19 protein-coding genes are annotated in these 20,540 nt (G+C 31.8%); all 19 read right to left on the bottom strand.

What is annotated here, in order from left to right; all coding sequences use genetic code 11:
• Nucleotides 1-157: 157 nt before the first annotated feature.
• Nucleotides 158-991, bottom strand: a complete 834-nt coding sequence (locus ACVEGE_RS00895) for an abortive infection family protein (RefSeq protein WP_192500472.1) — start codon at nt 989-991, stop codon at nt 158-160.
• Between the two features lie 173 nt (nt 992-1,164).
• Entirely contained in the window at nt 1,165-2,496 is a 1,332-nt protein-coding gene (locus ACVEGE_RS00890) for an IS4 family transposase (RefSeq protein ID WP_192500590.1), read from the bottom strand.
• 242 nt (nt 2,497-2,738) lie between these two features.
• A complete protein-coding gene (locus ACVEGE_RS00885; RefSeq protein ID WP_458008612.1) occupies nt 2,739-3,425 on the bottom strand; it encodes a haloacid dehalogenase type II in 687 nt (228 codons plus the stop codon).
• A gap of 31 nt (nt 3,426-3,456) precedes the next feature.
• A complete protein-coding gene (locus tag ACVEGE_RS00880) occupies nt 3,457-4,350 on the bottom strand; it encodes an IS1595 family transposase (protein WP_192501064.1) in 894 nt (297 codons plus the stop codon).
• Nucleotides 4,351-4,407: 57 nt separating this feature from the next.
• The gene (locus ACVEGE_RS00875; protein ID WP_192501967.1) at nt 4,408-5,472 is read right to left on the bottom strand and encodes a glycoside hydrolase family 113; all 1,065 of its coding nucleotides are present in this window, start codon (nt 5,470-5,472) and stop codon (nt 4,408-4,410) included.
• Nucleotides 5,473-5,501: 29 nt separating this feature from the next.
• Nucleotides 5,502-6,575 carry a DUF2652 domain-containing protein gene (locus ACVEGE_RS00870; protein WP_192501968.1) on the bottom strand — a complete coding sequence of 358 codons (1,074 nt, stop codon included), beginning with the start codon at nt 6,573-6,575 and terminating at the stop codon, nt 5,502-5,504.
• Nucleotides 6,576-6,672: 97 nt separating this feature from the next.
• Nucleotides 6,673-8,103, bottom strand: coding sequence for a dihydrolipoyl dehydrogenase family protein (locus ACVEGE_RS00865; protein ID WP_192501969.1), 1,431 nt, complete (start codon nt 8,101-8,103; stop codon nt 6,673-6,675).
• A gap of 224 nt (nt 8,104-8,327) precedes the next feature.
• Nucleotides 8,328-8,585, bottom strand: coding sequence for a hypothetical protein (locus tag ACVEGE_RS00860; protein WP_192501970.1), 258 nt, complete (start codon nt 8,583-8,585; stop codon nt 8,328-8,330).
• Nucleotides 8,586-8,619: 34 nt separating this feature from the next.
• Entirely contained in the window at nt 8,620-9,201 is a 582-nt protein-coding gene (locus ACVEGE_RS00855; protein WP_173854410.1) for a sigma-70 family RNA polymerase sigma factor, read from the bottom strand.
• Nucleotides 9,202-9,437: 236 nt separating this feature from the next.
• A complete protein-coding gene (locus ACVEGE_RS00850) occupies nt 9,438-10,190 on the bottom strand; it encodes an alpha/beta hydrolase family protein (RefSeq protein ID WP_192501971.1) in 753 nt (250 codons plus the stop codon).
• A gap of 206 nt (nt 10,191-10,396) precedes the next feature.
• Nucleotides 10,397-11,809, bottom strand: coding sequence for an FAD-dependent oxidoreductase (locus ACVEGE_RS00845; protein WP_192501972.1), 1,413 nt, complete (start codon nt 11,807-11,809; stop codon nt 10,397-10,399).
• Nucleotides 11,810-12,098: 289 nt separating this feature from the next.
• On the bottom strand, nt 12,099-13,445 hold the full coding sequence (locus tag ACVEGE_RS00840; RefSeq protein WP_192501973.1) for a glycosyltransferase 87 family protein: 1,347 nt from the start codon (nt 13,443-13,445) through the stop codon (nt 12,099-12,101).
• Nucleotides 13,445-14,926, bottom strand: coding sequence for a cellulose synthase family protein (locus tag ACVEGE_RS00835; RefSeq protein WP_192501974.1), 1,482 nt, complete (start codon nt 14,924-14,926; stop codon nt 13,445-13,447). Before ACVEGE_RS00835 ends, ACVEGE_RS00840 begins: the two co-directional genes overlap by 1 nt.
• A gap of 23 nt (nt 14,927-14,949) precedes the next feature.
• Nucleotides 14,950-15,639 carry a glycosyltransferase family 2 protein gene (locus ACVEGE_RS00830; RefSeq protein WP_192501975.1) on the bottom strand — a complete coding sequence of 230 codons (690 nt, stop codon included), beginning with the start codon at nt 15,637-15,639 and terminating at the stop codon, nt 14,950-14,952.
• An 11-nt stretch (nt 15,640-15,650) separates the two neighbouring features.
• The gene (locus ACVEGE_RS00825; RefSeq protein WP_173854416.1) at nt 15,651-16,040 is read right to left on the bottom strand and encodes a toxin-antitoxin system YwqK family antitoxin; all 390 of its coding nucleotides are present in this window, start codon (nt 16,038-16,040) and stop codon (nt 15,651-15,653) included.
• 49 nt (nt 16,041-16,089) lie between these two features.
• Entirely contained in the window at nt 16,090-16,809 is a 720-nt protein-coding gene (locus ACVEGE_RS00820; RefSeq protein ID WP_173857390.1) for a DUF547 domain-containing protein, read from the bottom strand.
• Nucleotides 16,810-16,823: 14 nt separating this feature from the next.
• Nucleotides 16,824-18,416: a 4Fe-4S binding protein gene (locus ACVEGE_RS00815; protein WP_192501976.1), complete on the bottom strand. Its 1,593-nt coding sequence runs from the start codon at nt 18,414-18,416 to the stop codon at nt 16,824-16,826.
• Between the two features lies 1 nt (nt 18,417).
• Complete coding sequence (locus ACVEGE_RS00810; protein WP_192501977.1) at nt 18,418-19,713, bottom strand: NAD(P)/FAD-dependent oxidoreductase; 1,296 nt, start codon at nt 19,711-19,713, stop codon at nt 18,418-18,420.
• A 68-nt stretch (nt 19,714-19,781) separates the two neighbouring features.
• The gene (locus ACVEGE_RS00805; protein WP_192501978.1) at nt 19,782-20,537 is read right to left on the bottom strand and encodes a DUF6503 family protein; all 756 of its coding nucleotides are present in this window, start codon (nt 20,535-20,537) and stop codon (nt 19,782-19,784) included.
• Between the last annotated feature and the right edge of the window lie 3 nt (nt 20,538-20,540).

Genomic DNA, 20,540 nt, shown 5'->3' with positions numbered 1-20,540 from the left:
CTTTCTGCCAACTTGTCGCGGCTTGCAGAAGTGGCGAACTTCGTTACCGAGATTTTTCGGCTAAGACAAAATTTATTGCGGAAGATAAACGTGAATTTACCACATATTTCGCCATTTATGTAAACCGCTGTTGTGCGATCGCTTTTTTTTTGTGTTCTTAAAATGGTAGGTTTTCCCAATCTGATTTTTCGACTTCGACTACTACATTTTCGACTTTAATTTTATTTTCAATTGATTCTATAAATTTAATTGAATTTGTAACATTATTGAATATTAAAACACTTTCAGAATAGTTTAAAATTTGATTGTCGTGAGCCAAACTTCTATTATTTCTTACATCATTAAATGCTTCAATTATATTAATAGAATATTTTAAAATTTTCTGACTCATTTCAGATTCAACTTTTCCATTTGCGACAATAAATTTCACGTATTTACCAAAAATTGCGTTTAAAGATTCTTCTTTAGTTATTTCAATTTCGTGATTTTTACAAAGTTTTCTAATAAATTTCATCAAATATGTGTGTAATCTATCAAGTGCAACTTCGGGTTCGTTTTTTTCAATACTTTCTTTAATAGATTTCGCTAATAAACTAAAATCTTTGTCATTATCATCTTCTCGTATAACTTCAATTTCTGTAACTATATTATTTTCCTCTAATTTATTTACTATCTTAAGACACTCATCAAATAAAATTTGTTCTCGCTCACTAATTTGATTGTAAGACATCTTTTTTTTGTCTTTCCAATATAGTAACATTTGATTAGTAAGTTTTCCAACTAAATAATTATTTTCTTTTTGCCATATGGTTCGAAGTCTATTAGCTTTTGAATCTCCATTATCACTATATTTATCGTCGTATAATTCAATATTATTTGTTTCAAAAATAAAATTATTTAGCGTTCTGTTTGAAAAATCAAGGACATATCCATTATCCATCTCAAAAATTTTTTCGAGTTTTAATTTTTCTATTCTATTTAATTCTGCCATTTAATTTTCTGTTTAATTCTCGTTTTTTTCGAAAGTGTCGCACAACTAGTAAATATAATAAAGTATATACATCTTTATTGCCTTTTTGAGATATATATTGATCGTTTTTCTTTCTTTTAATAATTCCAAATTGTTTGCGTGAGGGATAGCAGTCAATGTCATTAAGTTAAGGATTAGATCACTCTTTTATAGTTATTTACGGATTTATATTTTCCTGATTGTCTTATTTTCGATTTTCTACGTTCATAATTTCTATTGGTCCTAATAGGCTCAAGATACCTCTCAAATAAATTTTGTAATTCTATTAATACTATTTTGGGTTCCTTTGATAGTAATAAAGCTATTATTTTATTTTTCATGCTTCCAATACTCAATGTCCTGTTAATTTGATAATCATGCTTCCTAATTTTATTTTTGATTTCCAGATAGGGCTCGCATTGCTTCTCTATTATACTTTGCAAATTTGACACCAAAGTTGTGGCATAAAAATCCTGTTCGATACTACAAATCGTATGCCCGCTAAATTGTCCTAACTGCAACACGTTTTTATCATGGCTGTAACTGGTCTCTATCTTCCATCTCATGAAATAAAGCGTTTTAAAAATCTCTTTTTTGTACTTTTTACAGTCGTACAAATTGGTTAGTAAAACTTCTATTTCTCCTGTTTCCAATTCTACCTTAATCATTCGTATAGCTATTGTTGTATGAAGAAAAACACTGAACCCATATTCTTTCATTTTATGGATGGCTCTATAATTTGGTCCAAGATTTACAACTTTATCAACATCTGGACTTAACATAAAAGCACTGACTTCCTTATTAAAACCTTGTTTGCATCGCATCACAAAATGTTTTGTCTTTTCCTGATGAATCAATAAATACATCAATGAAAAACTCGCAAATCCTCTATCATAAATAGACAAACTACCTTCTGGGATGCATTCAATATGCTGTGCAACTATACTTTTTTCACCAATTTTTATTGGATGTATTTTCGAGAATACAGTAATTTTATTCAACACATCATAAAACTTCATTATTCCAGCCATTGGGACTTCCTTAATATGATTTCCATGAGTACCAAAATGATTTTTTACTTCTTGCTTATCTACCAGATTAATAGTAGAACCATCCACTGCTATGAGTAAGAAACCATTCCATTTTTTGACCTTATCACCATAATAATTATAAAAAGAGTTTACTAATAGCTGATTCCAAACTTCAAAAAACAATGGTTTTAGCTTTTTTCTCTGGATACTTAACGCTGATTTTGTGCAGCTTAAATTCTCCGAAAGACAATTCTCAAAAAAATTTTGAATCTCTATAGATAAACTCTTTTTGAGCATGTTAACAATTAGAAACACAGTTCGGTTATAGGTCAATTTTCTATTTCTAGTAAAATCGGAAGCCTTATTTGTAAATAATTTTCTTAAATCATGATCAGTATTAATAATTTTTAAAAATTCTTTTAACTCTTCTATTATTTTTATATTTGCTTCTACCATTGGGATTGTATTTTTGTCCTTTACAAAGAACCTAATTTAGGTTCGTAACCCAATGGTTTTTATCTATTTGTGTCTTAACTTAATGACATTGGGATAGCAGTGAAAAGCCCACAAACAAGTGCAGCGATAGCGAAACTTGTTGCGGACTTGCAACGAATAGCCCGACCCGTCCCGATAACTATCAGGACGGGTCACGCCCAGAATGATCTCGTTGATTTAATTAAAAATTATGAATTTAGTTACTATTTGTAAGCAGCTACTAACTGCTGTGCTATTGCTAGAATGTCGTTAGCCACATAATCTGGTTCTTTAGATAATGTATATATTGATTGGCCTTCACGCGCTATGAAAGCTGTGTTTAAACCAGCATGTGATGCTCCTGCGATATCCCAACCATGTGCGGCAATCATGAGCATTTCTTGAGGTTTTACTTCCATTTTTTTAGCAGCCCACAAATAAGTTTCTTTGGCTGGTTTGTATTTTGCTATTGTATCAATACTTAAAGCTTGCTCAAAATAATGAGTTAGATTTGAGTTTTGTAATTGCGCTTTTAAAGCACTATCTGGGGAGTTGGTTAAAGTGATTAGTCTAAAATTGTTTTCTTTTAAGAGTTGCAATCCTTTGATTACATCAGGATAGGTTTGCAATGATTTAATGATGGAAAGGGTTTCTTTAATGGCTTCATTAGTTACTTTTTTATCCATTGAAGTGGCTGCCATTTTTAGTGTTGTAGCCGCTATGGTGGTAAAATCATGGTACTCATCTATATTGTTGGATACTGTAGAATAGTGCAACAACATCCCAAACCAAATGCGGAATCCTTGCTCTTCATTTAAGAGTGTGTTTATTGCTTTTTTTAACGGAGTCATATCTAGTAATGTCTCGTTTACATCAAATACTAATACGGGTTTATTTTTTTTAATCGTCATTATGCTAATTTTAAATTATTGAGGTCAGTAGTTACGAACATATAATTTTAGATTGATATATTTTTTCTGACTCGACCATTCTTACTATCAAATTGTTGAATATTGTGTCTTTGCTTTGAGAACGGTTAATTCGATAACAAAATTCATCAAGATACCTGTTTATATTAAAGTCACTTACCGATGAATATGTTGTTCTAATCCATGATTTTACTTGATGAATCATTGTGTGCAATGCCATAAAATTCATCCCTTTGTTGCTTTCTATTTGTGTGATATTATAATCTCCAAATAAAGGACGATAACCTTTCCATTTATCTGTGGTTATTTTTGCATTTTTATTAATGTGCTTTTCAAATATTGTCTCTAATTCTTTGGCTGAATAATTATCAATTTTCAAGGCATACATTCTTTTAATTTTTCCTTCATCTGTTAGTTCCACTGCTGTTACAACCTTTTTTTTCTTGCTATCATAACTCCTGCCTACTTTACCTTTTTCCTTTCCTCCAATAACGAATTCATCAACATGAACAGTTCCGTCCATTGGATGATTCTCACTAGATTTCATCGCTTCTCTAATTTTGTGCATAAATAAACGTGCTGTTTTTTCTGTAACTCCATAGCGAACTCCCATGTAACTGGCAGATAAACTTTTAGTGGTGGTTGACATCTCAAAACATATAAAAAAGGCTTTGCGTAAACCAAACTTAACCTTATGAAATAAAGTGTTTGCCGCCGCGGTTTCTGTATGGCTGCAGATATTACAAGTTCTGGAAAAATCTTTGCGGATTTGACTCTTTGTATGCTTACATTTTAAACAAATAAATCCTCGTTCCCATTTATAATTTGCTAAATATTCTTTGCAGTGTTCATCTGTTTTAAACCGTTCAGCGAACTCTAAAAGGTTTTGCCCTGTAAATAAATCCATGTTTCCCTTGTTTTATTGATCTCTAAGATATGAAATTATCTACTTACCTCAATTAAATTATTTGTACCATTTTTTAATGGTTTCTAGTGCAGGTTTTTCCTGCGGTGTATAATCTACACCGTTTCTTTTCCTTTTATGATACTCGTCAGCGTACCATTTCCAAGCAAACCCACCTACAAACCAGTCTTTTTTAGTCATGGATTGAAACAAAGCTTCATATGCATTTGCTTGCGCTATATTATTTATCTCGTTTTTGTCTTCTGTCCAAGGAGCTTCTGCAGCATGATTTGAATTGCGGTAGCCAAACTCAGTAAACATAATTTTTTTGTCGAATTTGTTATGAGTGATTTCCATTTTTTGAATGTGCTTTTCCCAGGCAGTATTGAGTTCTTTTACACTTGGATTTGCTGCGCTAGACAACGGGAAATAAGCATCGATACCAATATAATCTAACTGATCCCAAAAAGGAACTTTATCAAAATCATCCCAGTTGGCTGCGTAGGTAAGTTTACCGGTATATACTTTTTTAATTTTCTGGATGAGTTGGTTCCAGTAAGTGGGTCTTTTTGCAATTGCATTACCTAATTCAGTTGCAAAACAAAAAAGGGGCATTTTTTCTTTTTGAGCTAATGCTGCAAAATTTAGAATATAGTTTTCATATTCGGTTTCCCATTTTACCCATTCTTTATCTGTAGCGAAATCTAAATTTCCTGTATAAAAATTATGGTTTACCCAAAGGTGCGGTTTTAACATTACGCTCATTTTGTATTGTTGAGCCATTTGATTACTTGCAATAATGCCTTCGGTTTTTTCGCCCCACCATTGTCGATCGTTATTATAATTTACGGTAGCGTCATCCCTATTTACATACGCATAGGGAATCAATGAAATCGCATTTACATGATTCTCTTTTAAATTATCTAGGGTACTTATTTTTAGTTCTTTTATTGGCGCTACAAGGTTCATTCCTTTGTATTCCATGTCCAGATTTTTAGCAGTTGGCTCTATGGGAATATTTATAGCGACTTCATGCGTTTCTTTTTTTGTTTGATTAGTGTAAATGGCAAAACCGCTAATAATTATTAGCGTGAGTATAGAGAGTATAAGTATTGTTTTTTTCATTAAGTTGTTTTTATTATCGCGCTACAATGCTACGTTATAATTTTTACTAAGTTGTTTTTAGACACTTTGTGTAAGTTGGTTAATTTGCGTTCCCACATTTTACTAACTTTTTTTACAATTTCCTTTTTCATAATCTTCCCTAATATGTTGTAATCTAGAAATAAGCTCAAGGTAAGCTGGGTTGTATGTTCATCAATTTTATGTAGTTTGATCAGGTAGTAGAATTTTTTTAGAAAGAACATTTCTTTTGTTCGTTCGCCATAAATAAGACTGTCTTTACTGGGTTTTTTTATGGTTTCAAATTTCAAGTTTCCAAATTTTAAAACACAATTATGTTCTGTTCCTACTCTATTTACTTTGTCGTGATCAAAATCTATGCGTTGAATTTCTTTATCCCAAATATGACGGTATTTTAATTCGCTGATGTATGCAAAAATGTTGTGTATGTCTGCGTCAAAAGTTTTATTGATTATAACATCAGGCTGAGTAATATCGTCGTTATTAATGGCTTCTTTTTCAACTTCTTTTTCGATATTTACTTTTATTTTATCTAAAATTTTATAGCTATACGTTAATTCATTTGTCGCTTCTTCTTGACTATTTTTTAACCATTTTGCTCCCATTTCATTTTGGAACAAGACAACAGTATTGGTAGTAAAAAGCACGTATTCGTTTACTGAAATTTGGTTTTTTAATAGTTGGTGAATTTCGATTACTTCTTTGCCGTATGGCTTGATGATATTTTTTACTTTAATCATGGATAGCTCGCCATAATGTACTAAAAATTTAAGGTCTAAATCAATTGTAGTTTTACAAGATCCACAATCACATATTCGTTTAGTTTCGTACTCTTTAGTCAGCCTATGAAAAGATTCTAACATCACTTTTACCTGATTTATTAGTTGCTGGTAAGTTGGGATAGTAGTAGTATACATGAATAAAGCATCCCCTTCAACTTCAACTAATTGTAGGTCTATTGTGTTGTTGTCAATCAATAATTCTAGTAATTCAGCAATAATATGAATGCTGTGCTCCACCTCAGTGGTGTTTACAAAATTTGTAAAACCACTAATATCAGGCATAAAATAGAGCGCTTTGGGCATAAAATAGTCTTTAGATTTTTTTTGTTATCGAAATTTAGGATTTTTATTTTACACCTTATCTATAAATTTTGCTAAAGTTTACTTCTAAAACTGCTATTTAACTAAAGAGTTTAAAAGCAAATTGAAGTATTTTCTTGGTGTTTTTATTTATAATTTTCAATTTGTGCTGGCTGATAGCTTTTTGATTTATTCTGGATGCAGCAGGGTAGGGGTAGATTTTATTAGTAATAGCGTTAATAGACATTCCGCTAGTATTGGCTAGAATAAGTTCTTGGATTAATTCTCCCGCTTTTGGAGCGAGCATTGTTCCGCCAAGTATTTTTTCTTTTTGAAAAAAATTTCCTTTCGATAGATATAAATTTAGTTGTCCGTATTGATAATCATCTACAATGGCGCGATCATCATTAGCAAAGGACTGTTCTAGTTTTGTATATTTTATATTTCTTTCTCGTAAGTCTTTTTCGTTATAACCAAAGGTTGCTAACTCAGGATCAGTAAATGTGATCCAAGACATGTGTTTGTTACAAATTTTCTTTTTTAATGGCGAAATAAGATTGTTGATTATTAATCGACCATGTTGTTCTGCAGCATGAGAAAACTGTAATTTGCCTGCAACATCACCACAAAGGAGTATGTTTTTATTAGAAGTTTGTAAGTAATCATCAACCTTGATTTTGTTGTTTTCGATAACGATGCCCGCTTTTTCTAGGTCTAAATTTTCAATGTTTAATTGCCTTCCAATGGCAACAAAAACAGCATCAAATTCTAGGGGAGTTATTTTGCCTTCGTTATTTTTAATAATTCCTTTATTAGCAGATTCGAAATGAGTGATAGCTGCATTAAAATGGAATTCCATTCCTGATTGTTCTAATCTCTTGGTCAATATTTTACTCAAATCTTGATCGTCATGTTGCAAAATAGTGTTACCATGATGAACAACCGTTATTTTAGCGCCAAGTTTCTGGAAAGCTTGAGCCATTTCTATCCCTATTGGGCCACCGCCAATAAATAGTAGTCTTTTTGGGAATTCTTTTATTTTAAAAATACTTTGATTATCATAATATTTAACCATTTCTATTCCTGGAACAGTTATTTTTCTAGGTCTTGATCCTGTTGCCAAAATTATTTTTTTAGCAGTATAGTTTACCCCTGCTACTGCTACTTGATTTTTCCCTGTAAATGTTGCACTTCCTATAGCAATATCAAATCCTTCTTTCTCAAAGTACGGTTTGTTTTCATGTGCTCTTATGACTTCTTGGCTGTCATAAATGTATTTTACCACCTTTTCTAGATCAACCTCTTGTGTTAATTGAAGTCCAAAATCACTCGCTTTTCTGGCATTGTCAACAATATTAGCAACATGAACTAATGCTTTGCTAGGTACACAGCCATCATTTAAACAGTCTCCTCCAATTTGGTGTTCTGTTTTTGAAACCATCAGTACTTTAAAACCAAGTTTGACCATAAATCCGCCAACGCTTAATCCTCCAGATCCAGCTCCTATTATTATAAGATCGTATTTTTTCATGTTGTTTTATATTACTGTTCGTAGGTGTTGAACGTGTTTTTATCTAAATATTTTTACGCTTTTGCTTATTCCAATTTAAAAATTGAATCATATAAAATAATAGACTGATAAACGGTTAAAACCTGACATTCGATAATAAAAAAAGCCAATAAAATTGCTTTTTATTGGCTTGTAACTATTTTTGACTAGGTTGTATTATAGCGTCTTATAAAAAAATAGGACTATTAAATTTCTTTTATGCTTTCTATTATTTTAGATTTTTTATTAGCATCTAACTTAGCATTTGATTTATTATTTCCTGCAGTAAACCATTTAGCTAACGCAAAATCAATTAATTTAGATTGCTTTTCATAGCTATTGCATGTTTTACACACTGCTTTATGGGCATTTAATTGTAATTTTTCGGTAACTGATAATGGTGTAGCCAACTGTTTATCTATCAGTTCAGTTGATTTTTTACAACTGTTCAACAATTTTTTCATTACGATGTTCATTTTCTATAAAATTAAAACGTTATTAGACCCATTTTACCTCTAAGCAGTTTTTCATAAGCAGTTTAGCTCTATGAATGATCTGCCAATAATTAGACAATGTAATTTCTAATTCCTGACAAATATCTGCTGGCTTTTTTTCAGATAAATATTTTGAGGTAATTGCTAACTTCCATTTAGTAGGTAATTCCTCCATACAATGCTGGAGTACAGTATTAAAATCAGGATTGTCTAGCAACTGTTCTTCCTGATCCCAGAGCGTATTTACTTTCATGTTTTCCCAGCATCCATTGTCAGTGAAGATCGCGTCAGCTAGTTCAAGACCACTATTTTCAGTAAGACTAAAATTTTGTTTTGTAGTTCTAGCGCTTAATCGGTAATAGTCAATTACTTTATTATTAAGTATCGAAAACAACCAAGTTTTAGGTTGGCTTTTTCCTTGAAAAGTAGCTATTTTATTAAATGCAGCCAAGAAAGTTTCTTGTACTAAGTCTTCGGCTGTTTCCTTAGATGATGTTTTATAAAGTGCCCAAGAGTAGAGGTCATCGCTATATTGATTCACCCATTTTTCTAATACTATCTTTTCGTTGTCTTTATTCTCGACCATGAATATTGCTGTCTGTATTTTTAATTTTCCAAATATACAGTTTTTTGCCACTCGTAAAAGCTAGTATTTTCATAAATAAAAGGATTTGCTCTTTGGCTTAAAGCCAAAAAATTACTTTGAGAACTAAAATTGTGTAATTGTTATAATTCAAAATACCGCTCTATTAATATAAAATAAGAGGAAAGGGCAGGCTTTTGTGACAAAAACTAGTTTGAAATATATTGTCTTGGATTTTGTTATAAATACCTTTTGGCCCAAGCAGCAATCATCAACCCCACAAATTCAGAATCGTCTTTGTCGCTCAATAAATGATCCGCTTTATCTAAGGAAATAAATGATTTTGGATGTTTTGCGGTTTTATATATTTTGGCCGCATTCTCAATTTCTACCGTTTGATCAATAGGAGAGTGGAAAATCATTATGGGAACATTCAAATTTGCAATGGCTATTTCAATTTTCTGACTTTTAATATCATTCAAAAATTGTTCTTTTATTTTAAAGGGTCTTCCGCCAATGGATAATTCAGCGGCACCATTTTCAATAATCTCCGAAACGCTATCATTAAACAAATGAGAAATATGTGATGGATTAGCAGGAGCACCAATTGTTACAACAGCTTTTATGGAAGGTATTTGATGCTTAGCAAAAAGCACTGCAGCACCACCCAATGAATGTCCGATAAGGATTGAAGGAGCTTCGTAATTTGATTTCAAAAAATCAGCTGCTGCAACTAAATCATCTACATTACTAGTGAAATTAGTGTATTCAAAGTCGCCTTCACTTTCTCCTAATCCAGTAAAATCAAACCTAAAAACGGCAATTCCTTTACTATTTAACGCTTTACCTATATTTCTAACTGCTGTTAGGTTTTTATTGCAGGTAAAACAATGGGCAAATATGGCGTAACCCAAAGGTTTTTCATCTGGAAGCTCTAATAAAGCGGCTAAAAGTTGTCCTTGACTATTTTTAAATTTTATTTTTTCTCTCATTTTGATTTAAATTTATTGCTATGTTTCATTAGTATGCAATAGTATTTTGAGCAATGCTCATTGAGTGTATTTTGTTTTAAGTTCCATAATTTTAGCCACAGCTCAATAAGATTTAATCTGTGGCTAATTTTATTTTATGCGTAATTCAAGTTTAAACTCGTTGAGTTTGCAAAATAGAAACTACAAACGTTGATACCATAACGCTTTTATTTTTTCAAGTATTCTTTGATTCCAAAACTTGCGACAACTCCTTCGCCAGTAGCTGCAGCGACTTGTGCAATGGCTCCAAATCTACAGTCTCCCGCTGCAAAAATCCCAGGAACACTAGTTTCATTTAGCCCTTTAGTTAAAATATGGCCACTTTGAGACAGGTTGATTAATCCTTCAAAAGGTTTTGTATTAGGGATTAACCCTATGAATACAAAAACACCATCGGCTTTTATTTCTCCGTCTTTTCCAGTCTCGTTATCAGTGTAAATCATTTTTTCAAAACTAGCACTTTCATTTGCAATAAATGCTTTTGGAGCTTTGTTCAAATAGATTTCTATGTTTGCAAAAGAGGCTAATTTCTCAGTATAAATTTCATTAGCAGAAAATTGTTCGCTGCGGTGAATAATGCTCACTTTTTTACAGAATCCAGCTAAAAACATTCCTTCTTCTAAGGCACTGTTTCCACCTCCAATTACAATTACTTCTTTATCACGATAAAAAGCACCATCGCAAGTTGCACAAAAGTGAATCCCAGAACCAATAAGTTCTTGTTCGCCTTCAATACCAAGCGTTCGGTACGTACTTCCTGTTCCTATGACAATTGATTTAGAGCGGTATTCTTGTGTTTTAGTAAAAACTTTAAAAAAGCCTTGCGTTTTTTCTATATTGATGATCTCTTCGCCAGTTTCAATTTTAGTGCCTAGTGTTTCGGCTTGATCTGCCATTCGATCCATTAAATCAGGTCCTGAAACTTCTTTAAACCCTGGGTAATTTTCTATTTTTTTTGTTATAAACGCATTACCTCCTATATTTTTCTTTTCGAGTATGATACTGTCAAAACGATCTCTTTGCGCATAAATAGCTGTGGTAAGTCCTGCTGCACCACCACCTACGATAAGCACATCGTAAATTTTAGTATCAGCTACTTTATCGATTGCTAATAATGCCATGAGAGTAGCATTATCAGGATTAGAATAAGGTTTGTCGTTGAATAAAATGGTGGGAATAATTCTTTTTCCGTTGTTTGCATTCATTACAAATTCACTCGCTCCCTCAGTAGTTTCTACGTCTACGAATTCAAAATTAATTTGATTGTCTTGTAAAAAATGTTTTGCTCGTTGGCAATCAGGACACCAATCTGCACCAAATAATTTCAATCTTCCTTGTTTGTTAACACCCAACTGTTGTGCTAACTCAAAATTTTGAGGATTGCTATATGCAACATCATCAATTAATACTGTAGGAATAATTCTTTTACCTTTGTTATATCCTTCCACAAGTTGAGAAGCTTCAGGAGTAATGTCAATATTTATATATTCGAATTTGATGTTATTTTTAGTGAAAAATTCTTTGGTTCTTCTACAATCTGGACACCATTCAGCCCCAAACATTTTGATTTCTTTATTCATATCTTATTTTTTATTTAGTAAAAACTAAAGTTAAGGTTTTACTCGTTTGATTTTTATAGCGTAGCAATTGGTTTGTTTTGAATTTTCTAGATTCTCAATTAGGCAGCTACTAAATTGATTAATTGTATTTGTTTTAATGAATAGACGGTATTTTATTAACTTCCTGACAATTATAGAATTAAAAAAGCCAACATAATTTTGTTTATGTTGGCTTTTGAGTAAGTATTTTTTTTTAATATTAATTTTTTATACCATCTAATATGAAGAGATTATTATAAATGTGCCCAAGTTAGCTTTTTAAAATAGTTGTTTTTTTAGGTTCGAAAAGTCCTGTTTTTTCATAAATTATATAACCAAAGACAACTATATATTCAATGGCTATAAACCACAGATTCTCTTTGAATTGTGAATTTGAGTATGCACTATAACTTAAAATCACTGTTAAGGACCAAACAACAGGGTATTTATATTTGGTAAAAACACTAATCAATAAAAGATTAATTACATACCAAGGATGCACAGTTGTAGCGGTGAAAAAATACACTGTTAATACTAATAACATACTTTCAAGTAAACTTTCAATAGTATTGTTTTTTCTTTTAAAAGCGATGTAAACAATATAAAGTATCATTGCAACAGGAATTATTTTTCCAGTAATATGAATAATATTGTATCCAGTTACCCAGAAACCTATAGCGCGAATAATATAGTAAATACTTGCATTAAATTCAAAATTTGTAAACCATAATCCTATCGTTTCACTATAATTTTGAATAAGCTCATTAGATAAAAAGGGTAAGAAAAGCGCAATGTTTGTAGCTATCACGATACTATAAAAGAAGCATGCTTTTTTAAAACCTAATTTTTGTAAAAATAGCGGAAGTAATAATAACGGAAGTAATTTAGTTGAAATGGATAACGCTAGAATAAATGCGGCAGTTTTCCATTTATTTTGCTGTAGTAAATACATACTCCACACAAAAAAGAATAACATTACACCTTCAAAATGCAGGTTTGAAGTAAGTTCGATTATAACTAACGGATTGAGTAAATACCAAAATAGATGGTAGCTTTTTTTACCAAGTTGTGTCAGTAATTTGGTTCCAAAATAAAGTGTTCCTAAGTCTGCTAAAATGATGATGATTCTTAATACAATCGCAGCACTAGCAACTGAGGTAGTTCCAAAAAATGCTGAAATAGCAAATAAAAATTGATTTACAGGTGGATAATTTGAGAAGTGGCTGGCACTTAAACTGCCCATTCCGTCGTATAATTCTTTGGCATTAGCCAAATTAAAACCACTTTGATGAATTAAATCATTAGGCAAATACAAATAAGGATTCATTCCTTGCATAAGCAAACGCCCATCCCAAATAAAACGGAAATAATCCTGTGATAAATTAGGTAAGACAGCAATGAAAACGATTCTAAAAAGTAGGGTAGCACCTATCAGGAAAGGAATGTTATGTTTTTGTAGTTTTATGATTTGGTACAATAAAACAAATAATAAACCATACGCAAAAACTAAATTAGTGAATGCGGTGCGTTCTAGAGCATAACCTATATAACTATAAACAAAGACACTTATTAAAAGGTAGCTGTATGATTTTATAGTATTTGACGCAAAAGAAATCATTAATTATTATCAGTAATGGATTTTATAAACACAAAGCTAAAACCTGTAATCAACATTACATGAAGTGCAATGATGCTATAATCGTTCAGTAAAAAAGCACTATAAATTCCAAAAGTAAAATACAAAATCAAACCACCTTCTATAAAGATGTTTTTAGATATTTTTTTAGACAAATAGGTATTCTGTTTCCATTTGTCTTTAAGCCCTTCAATATTTAACTTTGGTGTTCTAACAAATTCACTTTTTTTACCCCATAAACCCTCTAATACAGCGATTGTATTGTGGAATGAAAAGCCCATTACAATAGTGTAAAAAGTAAAAAACATACTTGTGTATTTCAAGAAATTTTTATAACCTCCACCATGCAAACTTTTGAATGTAACCCAGTAGCTGATGAAAAAAAGCAATGAACTGATTACAAAAAAGACTAATACATCAAATATTGCGTCAAATTGTAGGTATTTATTTTTGATATATAAAACGGGAACACTTAAAATTGCCATGATAAAAACGGCAAGAAACATAGTACTATTAAGTAAATGTAATACTCCGTGCACTTTAGTTTTAAAACCAGTAGTTTTAGATTTAGTTAAACGAATTGCATTTTTACTAAAATTTTCGGCACCACCTTTGTTCCATCTAAATTGCTGAGAACGTGCAGCACTTATAATTGCAGGTAATTCAGCTGGAGTTTCTACTTGCTCTAAATATTTGAATTTCCAGTTTTTTAATTGGGCTCTATAGCTCAAATCAAGATCTTCAGTAAGTGTATCACTTTCCCAATTTCCTGCGTCAAGAATACATTCTTTTCTCCATACTCCAGCGGTACCGTTAAAATTGATAAAGTGGGATTTAGAATTTCGTCCCACTTGTTCTAAGGTAAAGTGGGCATCAAGTGCAAATGCTTGAATTTTTGTAAGTAAGGAATAGTCACGGTTTAAATGCCCCCAACGTGTTTGAACGACACCAATTTTAGGATCTTTAAAATACGGAATCGTTTTGTAAAGCCAATCTTTTTGAGGTACAAAGTCGGCATCAAAAATTGCTATAAACTCGCCTTTTGCATGAACCAACCCTTCTTTTAAAGCACCTGCTTTAAAACCGGATCTATTGGTTCTTTGTATTTGTGTAATATCAATTCCAGTAGCAGCAATTTGCTTGATTAGCGCTGCAGTTTCAAGTACGCTATCATCAGTACTGTCGTCTAAAACTTGTATCTCTAGTTTCTCTTTAGGGTAATTAAGTTGTGCGATCGTTGTTAATAAACGCTCGATAACGTATTTTTCATTATAAATAGGGAGTTGTATGGTAACATAAGGAATTTCTTCAATATTTGAAAAGTCAAATTGTATGGATTCGTCCTTAACTTTTTTACTTTTAAGATAATTTAACAGTAAATTGAACTGTGCTAAACTATAAAAAAAGACAAGTAAAATAGAGATTGCGTAAAGGATTACGATAATGTAAGAAAGCTGTAGCATGGTATTTTTTAACCTTTTAGGTTTTATTTATAAGTGTATTTAAAAATCCAACCTATTATTTTTATTCCAGCCATAAAAGTTCCTTTTACAGTACCTGAAATTTTAGAAACTCCTATTCTGTTTTTATATCTAACAGGGATTTCTACATATGACATTTTTTGTTTTAATGCTTTAAGTTGCATTTCAACAGTCCAACCATAGGTTTTATCTTCCATATTCAAAGCGAGTAATTTATCATACTTTATGGCTCTAAAAGGACCTAAATCAGTAAATGTTGCTTTAAATAATATTTTCATTAAAAAAGTTGCCAACCAATTACCAAAAACTTGTTGTGGTGTCATGGAGTTTTTTTCTCTTAAACGTGCTACTCGAGCGCCTATAACAAAATCAATATTGTCGTTTACAATAGGGGCAATTAGCTTAGTAAGCTCTTCTGGATAATCAGAATAATCGCCATCTAGAAATACAATAATGTCTGGCTTAATTTCTTGTTTGGAAATGTACTCTAGCCCTTTTAAACAGGCATATCCATATCCTTTTCTATTTTCAGATAATACAGTGGCACCAGCATTTTGGGCCACTGTTATCGTATTATCTGTAGAATTATTGCTGATTACAATTATTTCAGAAACGCAATTTGGAATATCACGAATGACATTTGCAATCGCTTTTTCTTCATTGTAAGCAGGTATAATTACTTTTATTTTATTCATTAATTTTTTATTCAGGGATTGTCTTCTTTATATGCTGAAATAGAATTCCATTCTTTGGTTTTTATCCCTTTTGTAAATTGTTCTCCTTTAACAAGGTCTCCGTTTTTATAGATTAAACAAAGCCCTTCTTGGATGTTGTTTTTAAACTCAACTTTTTTCTCAATGGTACCGTTTTGATTATAAAACAACCACCAATTGATTTTTTTGTTTGCTTCAAAGTGACCCTCTGATTTCTTAGTTCCATTCTCATAATAATAATACCAGTAATCAACTTTTTGATTTTGTGATATCCATCCTTCTGATTTCAAATTACCATTTTCAAAATAATTTTTAAAATAGGTTTTTTCTACAGTAGCAGGTGAAAAAGAGAATAAAATAAGTAAGAAAAGAGATTTGATCATTTTGTTTGTATTTATTAATGGTCAAACAAAAAACACTTTCTAAATAAAGTTATATTTTGTTTAAAGACCAGTCAAAGTCATAGGTTTTCACCGTTAATGTATTATCTATTTTTTTTTCTAAAAAAAGATTTATAAAATCGATTTCATTAAAATAGTTAACGGCAAAATCTTTTTTATACCATTCAAATATTTTAGGTAGTTCGATAATTTTTAAGTCTTTATTAATATAGAAATAGTCTTTTGAATTAATTACTAAAGTTGCTTGATGTTTAATTTGCTCGTCAATTTTACTAGGGATGTACGCTGTATTTAAGAGTGGAGCTCCACCATTTGCACCACATGCTAAAGTAAAATGTACTGCTGAATCAAAGAATAAATCTCTAAGAATAACGTTTTGTATATCATTAAGTGTCAATTGTTGATTACCAACAGTAAAAGGAGTTGCATCAAAAAAACCAGGTACTTTTTCTACAGTTGGTACTGGATATAAATCAACAACTGCTCTAATAACTTCAAGGTTATACACATTTATCCAGAATGCTTTGGCTAATTTTTTGTCACTAAATTTAGTGTCTAATTTTTCTATGTTACTTAAAATATAGATGAGCTCTCCAGGACTTTTTTTAATAGTAAAATAATCTACTTTACCTTCAGGGCTTACATTTTTCTTTAGAAATTCTGAAGTTTGTTCAAAAAATAATTGTGTAGTCTGTGCCCGTGAAATAAAAGTTAGAGCAAAAAAGCAAAGCGTTAGAGTAATTTTTTTCATTTGAAATTTTATATTTATTTTTGGTTTATTAAATCCATTAAATCTACATCATTTCCTAGTAAAATCTCATTAGAGTTGATTCTTCCCGCAGGAGTATCATTTTCTAATTTTAGTACTCCACGTGGGCACACCGCTGAACAAACACCACAACCTACACAAGAAGAACGCACGATATTCTCTCCTTTTTGAGCATAACTACGAACATCAATTCCCATTTCGCAGTATGTTGAACAGTTTCCACATGAAATACATTGTCCGCCATTAGTAGTAATTCTAAATTTCGAAAATAAGCGTTGTTGTAGTCCTAATATAGCTGCCATAGGACAACCAAAACGACACCACACACGGTTTCCTAGTATTGGATAAAACCCAACACCTATTACACCACTAAACGCAGCACCTATAGCAAAACCATACCATTCTCTTAACGAATTACTATCTAAAAACAGAATGTTTTGATTTCCAGAAAAATAATTGAGGAGCAAAGATATAATAATTATAACTACTAACGAAACCATAGTATAAATCGCATCTTTATCCATGTCTTTTCTTTTGAAAATATACAAGGCAGATGTGAAAACAACCAGAAAAATTACGATGCCCCAAATGAATTGCCCTCTAGTGATAAAACTCATTTCGGGGTTGTTAGACAAGAAAGTAAAAATTACAGCAATTGTCATTACAAAGGAGAATACAAGAACACTATGAATCATCCAACGTTCAATTTTCCATGAAACTGTTGATTTATTTGATAAATGTCTAAAGCTATCTCCAGCTGTTTCAGCTAGTCCACCACAACCACAAACCCATGAACAATACCATCTCTTACCGTAAAAATAAGTAAGAATAGGGGAGATAATAAAAATCATCGCAATTCCAAAAACCAACATGAACATTCCTAAATTTCCTCCATCAAGCATGGCTTTAAGATGCCAGTCATTAAAGAAATAATAGTTTAAAGGCCACATGTTCTTTAAATCCTTAGCAAAATAAGCTTTGTCAGGATTCATTTTTTCTAGAATTTCAGGAATCAAGAATGCAAATCCAAGTTGGAAAAACATCACTGATAACGTACGTACTAGTTGGTATTTGTTATGACGGTATTTTAATATGAATTTATATCCTAAACCTAAAATAGCAATAGTGTATAAAGTACCATATACAAACCATTGGCTTGCAGGTTTTCCGTTTAATATAATGCTTAAAGGATCAAAGAAACCTACTATTCCGCTGTTTGCAGCTCCGTTTTCTCCAAGACCTAAATACTTTGGAAACCAATACAAAACCACATAAAATGAGGTAAGAATAATTCCAATCATCCAAGCCCAATTTCCTTTGCTAGTTAATGATTTGTGCCAAACACCATTGTTTTTTATTCCTTCGGGTTGGTTTAAATACGTTCTGTTTGCATAGAGTATTATTCCTGCAAATATTGCAATTATAGCTCCTGCTAACCAGATTCCTTTATTTGGGAAATTAACATTGAATAATGCTAATGCCATTATGAATAAGCCAACTAACCCTAGTGAGATAGCTGCTTTTTGAACACTATCCATGGAGTTATTCTCATGGGATGCTATCGATATATTTTCTACTGATTTACTCATTTTATTCTGTTTTTAATCCATTGAAAGCGCTTGTGAACTGTGCTTGTATTTCTTTATTGTAACTTGTAAAAAATTCCGGATCAAAATTAGCTTCTGCTAAATGATGCATCACATAATCAACCGTTTTTTTCTCTGTAAGCACTTTGTCAAAAAACTCATGACGCATACGGATTCCAAAAGTGTTTATTCCAAGAAATTCACGACTGTTTTTATCAAAGGATATTCTAATTGCTTTCTTACCACCAGTATGTTCCCAGTAAAAATGGGTTTCATTCTCTTTAGCTTTAGCCCAAACCCATCCGTAAGTTTGGTACTCAATGTCTAAAAATTTAGCCGAATTGAACCAATGCCCTGGTTTATATTGCGTAGGCGTACCCGTTAAAGTTTGCGCTAATGCTTCGCCCATCATTCTACCGGTATACCAAACGGCCTCTATAGGACGACGTTGATCAATGCCTTCATGTTGCTCAGCACAATCACCTATAGCGTAAATGTCTTTACTATTTGTTTCTAAAAAACGATTCACAAGAACCCCACGACCTAATTCAATTCCAGAGTCTTTTAAGAAATCAACATTAGGTGATACACCTGCAGTCAATCCTACAATTTCGCAGTCTATTGTCTCTCCTTTATCAGTGACAATTGCTTTAACATGTCCTTTATCATCCGAAAGTATTTCTACCAGGTTTGTTTCTAGACGCAAATCAATATGATGTTCTAAAATATGTCGGTTAATCATTTGGCTTTCGCCAGAAGGCAAAACACCACTCCAGAAACTATTTTCACGAACCAAGAAAGTAACTGCAATATCTCTAGCGCGCAACATCTCAGCAAGTTCAATTCCTATTAATCCTCCGCCAACAATTACAGCACGTTTAGTAGTAGGAGCCCATTTTTCTAACGCCTCTAAGTCTTGCTTGTGGTACAAACCAGTAACACCTTGTAAATCTTGTCCTGGCCAACCATATTTATTAGGTTTTGAACCCGTTGCAAGAACTAACTTGTCATAAGGAATACGTATGTTATTTTCTAACAAAATTTCTTTTGACGCAGGAACTACAGCAGTCACCAATCCTTGTTTTAAATCGATATTATTCTTTTTCCAAAAGTTGTTTTCATAAGGTTGTGTGTGTTCCAACTTCATGTGTCCCATAAAAACATACATCAATGCTGTTCTTGAAAAGAAAAATTCATGCTCAGCAGAGACAATTGTTATTTTAGAATTCGATTTTTTTCGAATATGGCGTGCTAGTGTAACTCCTGAAATTCCGTTACCAATAATGACAATATGTTCCATATTTAGAGTTTATTAAAAAATTTGAGAGTGAGACGCAAACTTTATATTAGTACTTACGTAATAGTTTCTTATTTGGTTTTAAAATTTTCTCCAATTTTAAAAGTAGTATCATCTACGGTAATAAATTTAATATTTGATAAAGTAGCATGACCCAACTCATCAGTAAGTCCTTGTCCTTCTTTCCATCCCCAGAAAACCCATTTTGTAGCAACTGGAATTCCGTCAACTTTTTTATAATCTAAATATTGAATGGCATGTGGGTTTTTTTCAGCTTCTTCTTTACCAGACATTAAGCTCACAATGTAAGCGGCTTTTTCAATCAAGTTTGTTTTTTTGTCAGCATAAACTACATACCAATCATCTGGAGCATCTCCTGTACCTGATTTGAATGATAATTTTTCGGTTAAGTAATTTTCACTGTCTTTCTCTTTATTGTCATACGCATTCCAGATAGTTCCTGGGTCGTTTAACTTATATGGAAAAAGGAAAAAATAATTCCAGGTATAAGCATCAAAACGAATAGATTCCTCATTTTCAAAAGTAGGAGAGTAGTACACTTTGTCTTTGTTTGTAATGATTTTAGAACCATCTTTTAATGCTATTATGGTTTCAGCAGAATTCGTTAGGGTGGTAATAGTAGCATTCAGTCTTTCTTTTCCACCAAAATCTAATACTATATCATATGAAATTGCTTGTTTATTTGCGAACTGTTCTTTTTCGTGTGCTTTTTCTGTTTTCGATGCAAAAGTTTCGTTTTCTTCCTTCTTTTTACAGCCTACAAGTACTAAAGTAGCGATTAATAGGGTAGTGGCAATTTTCTTCATAAT

This window comes from Flavobacterium sp. PL002 (assembly GCF_054165825.1).
The sequence above is the reverse complement of the archived record's forward strand: the minus strand, read 5'-3'. Positions and strand labels throughout refer to the sequence as shown.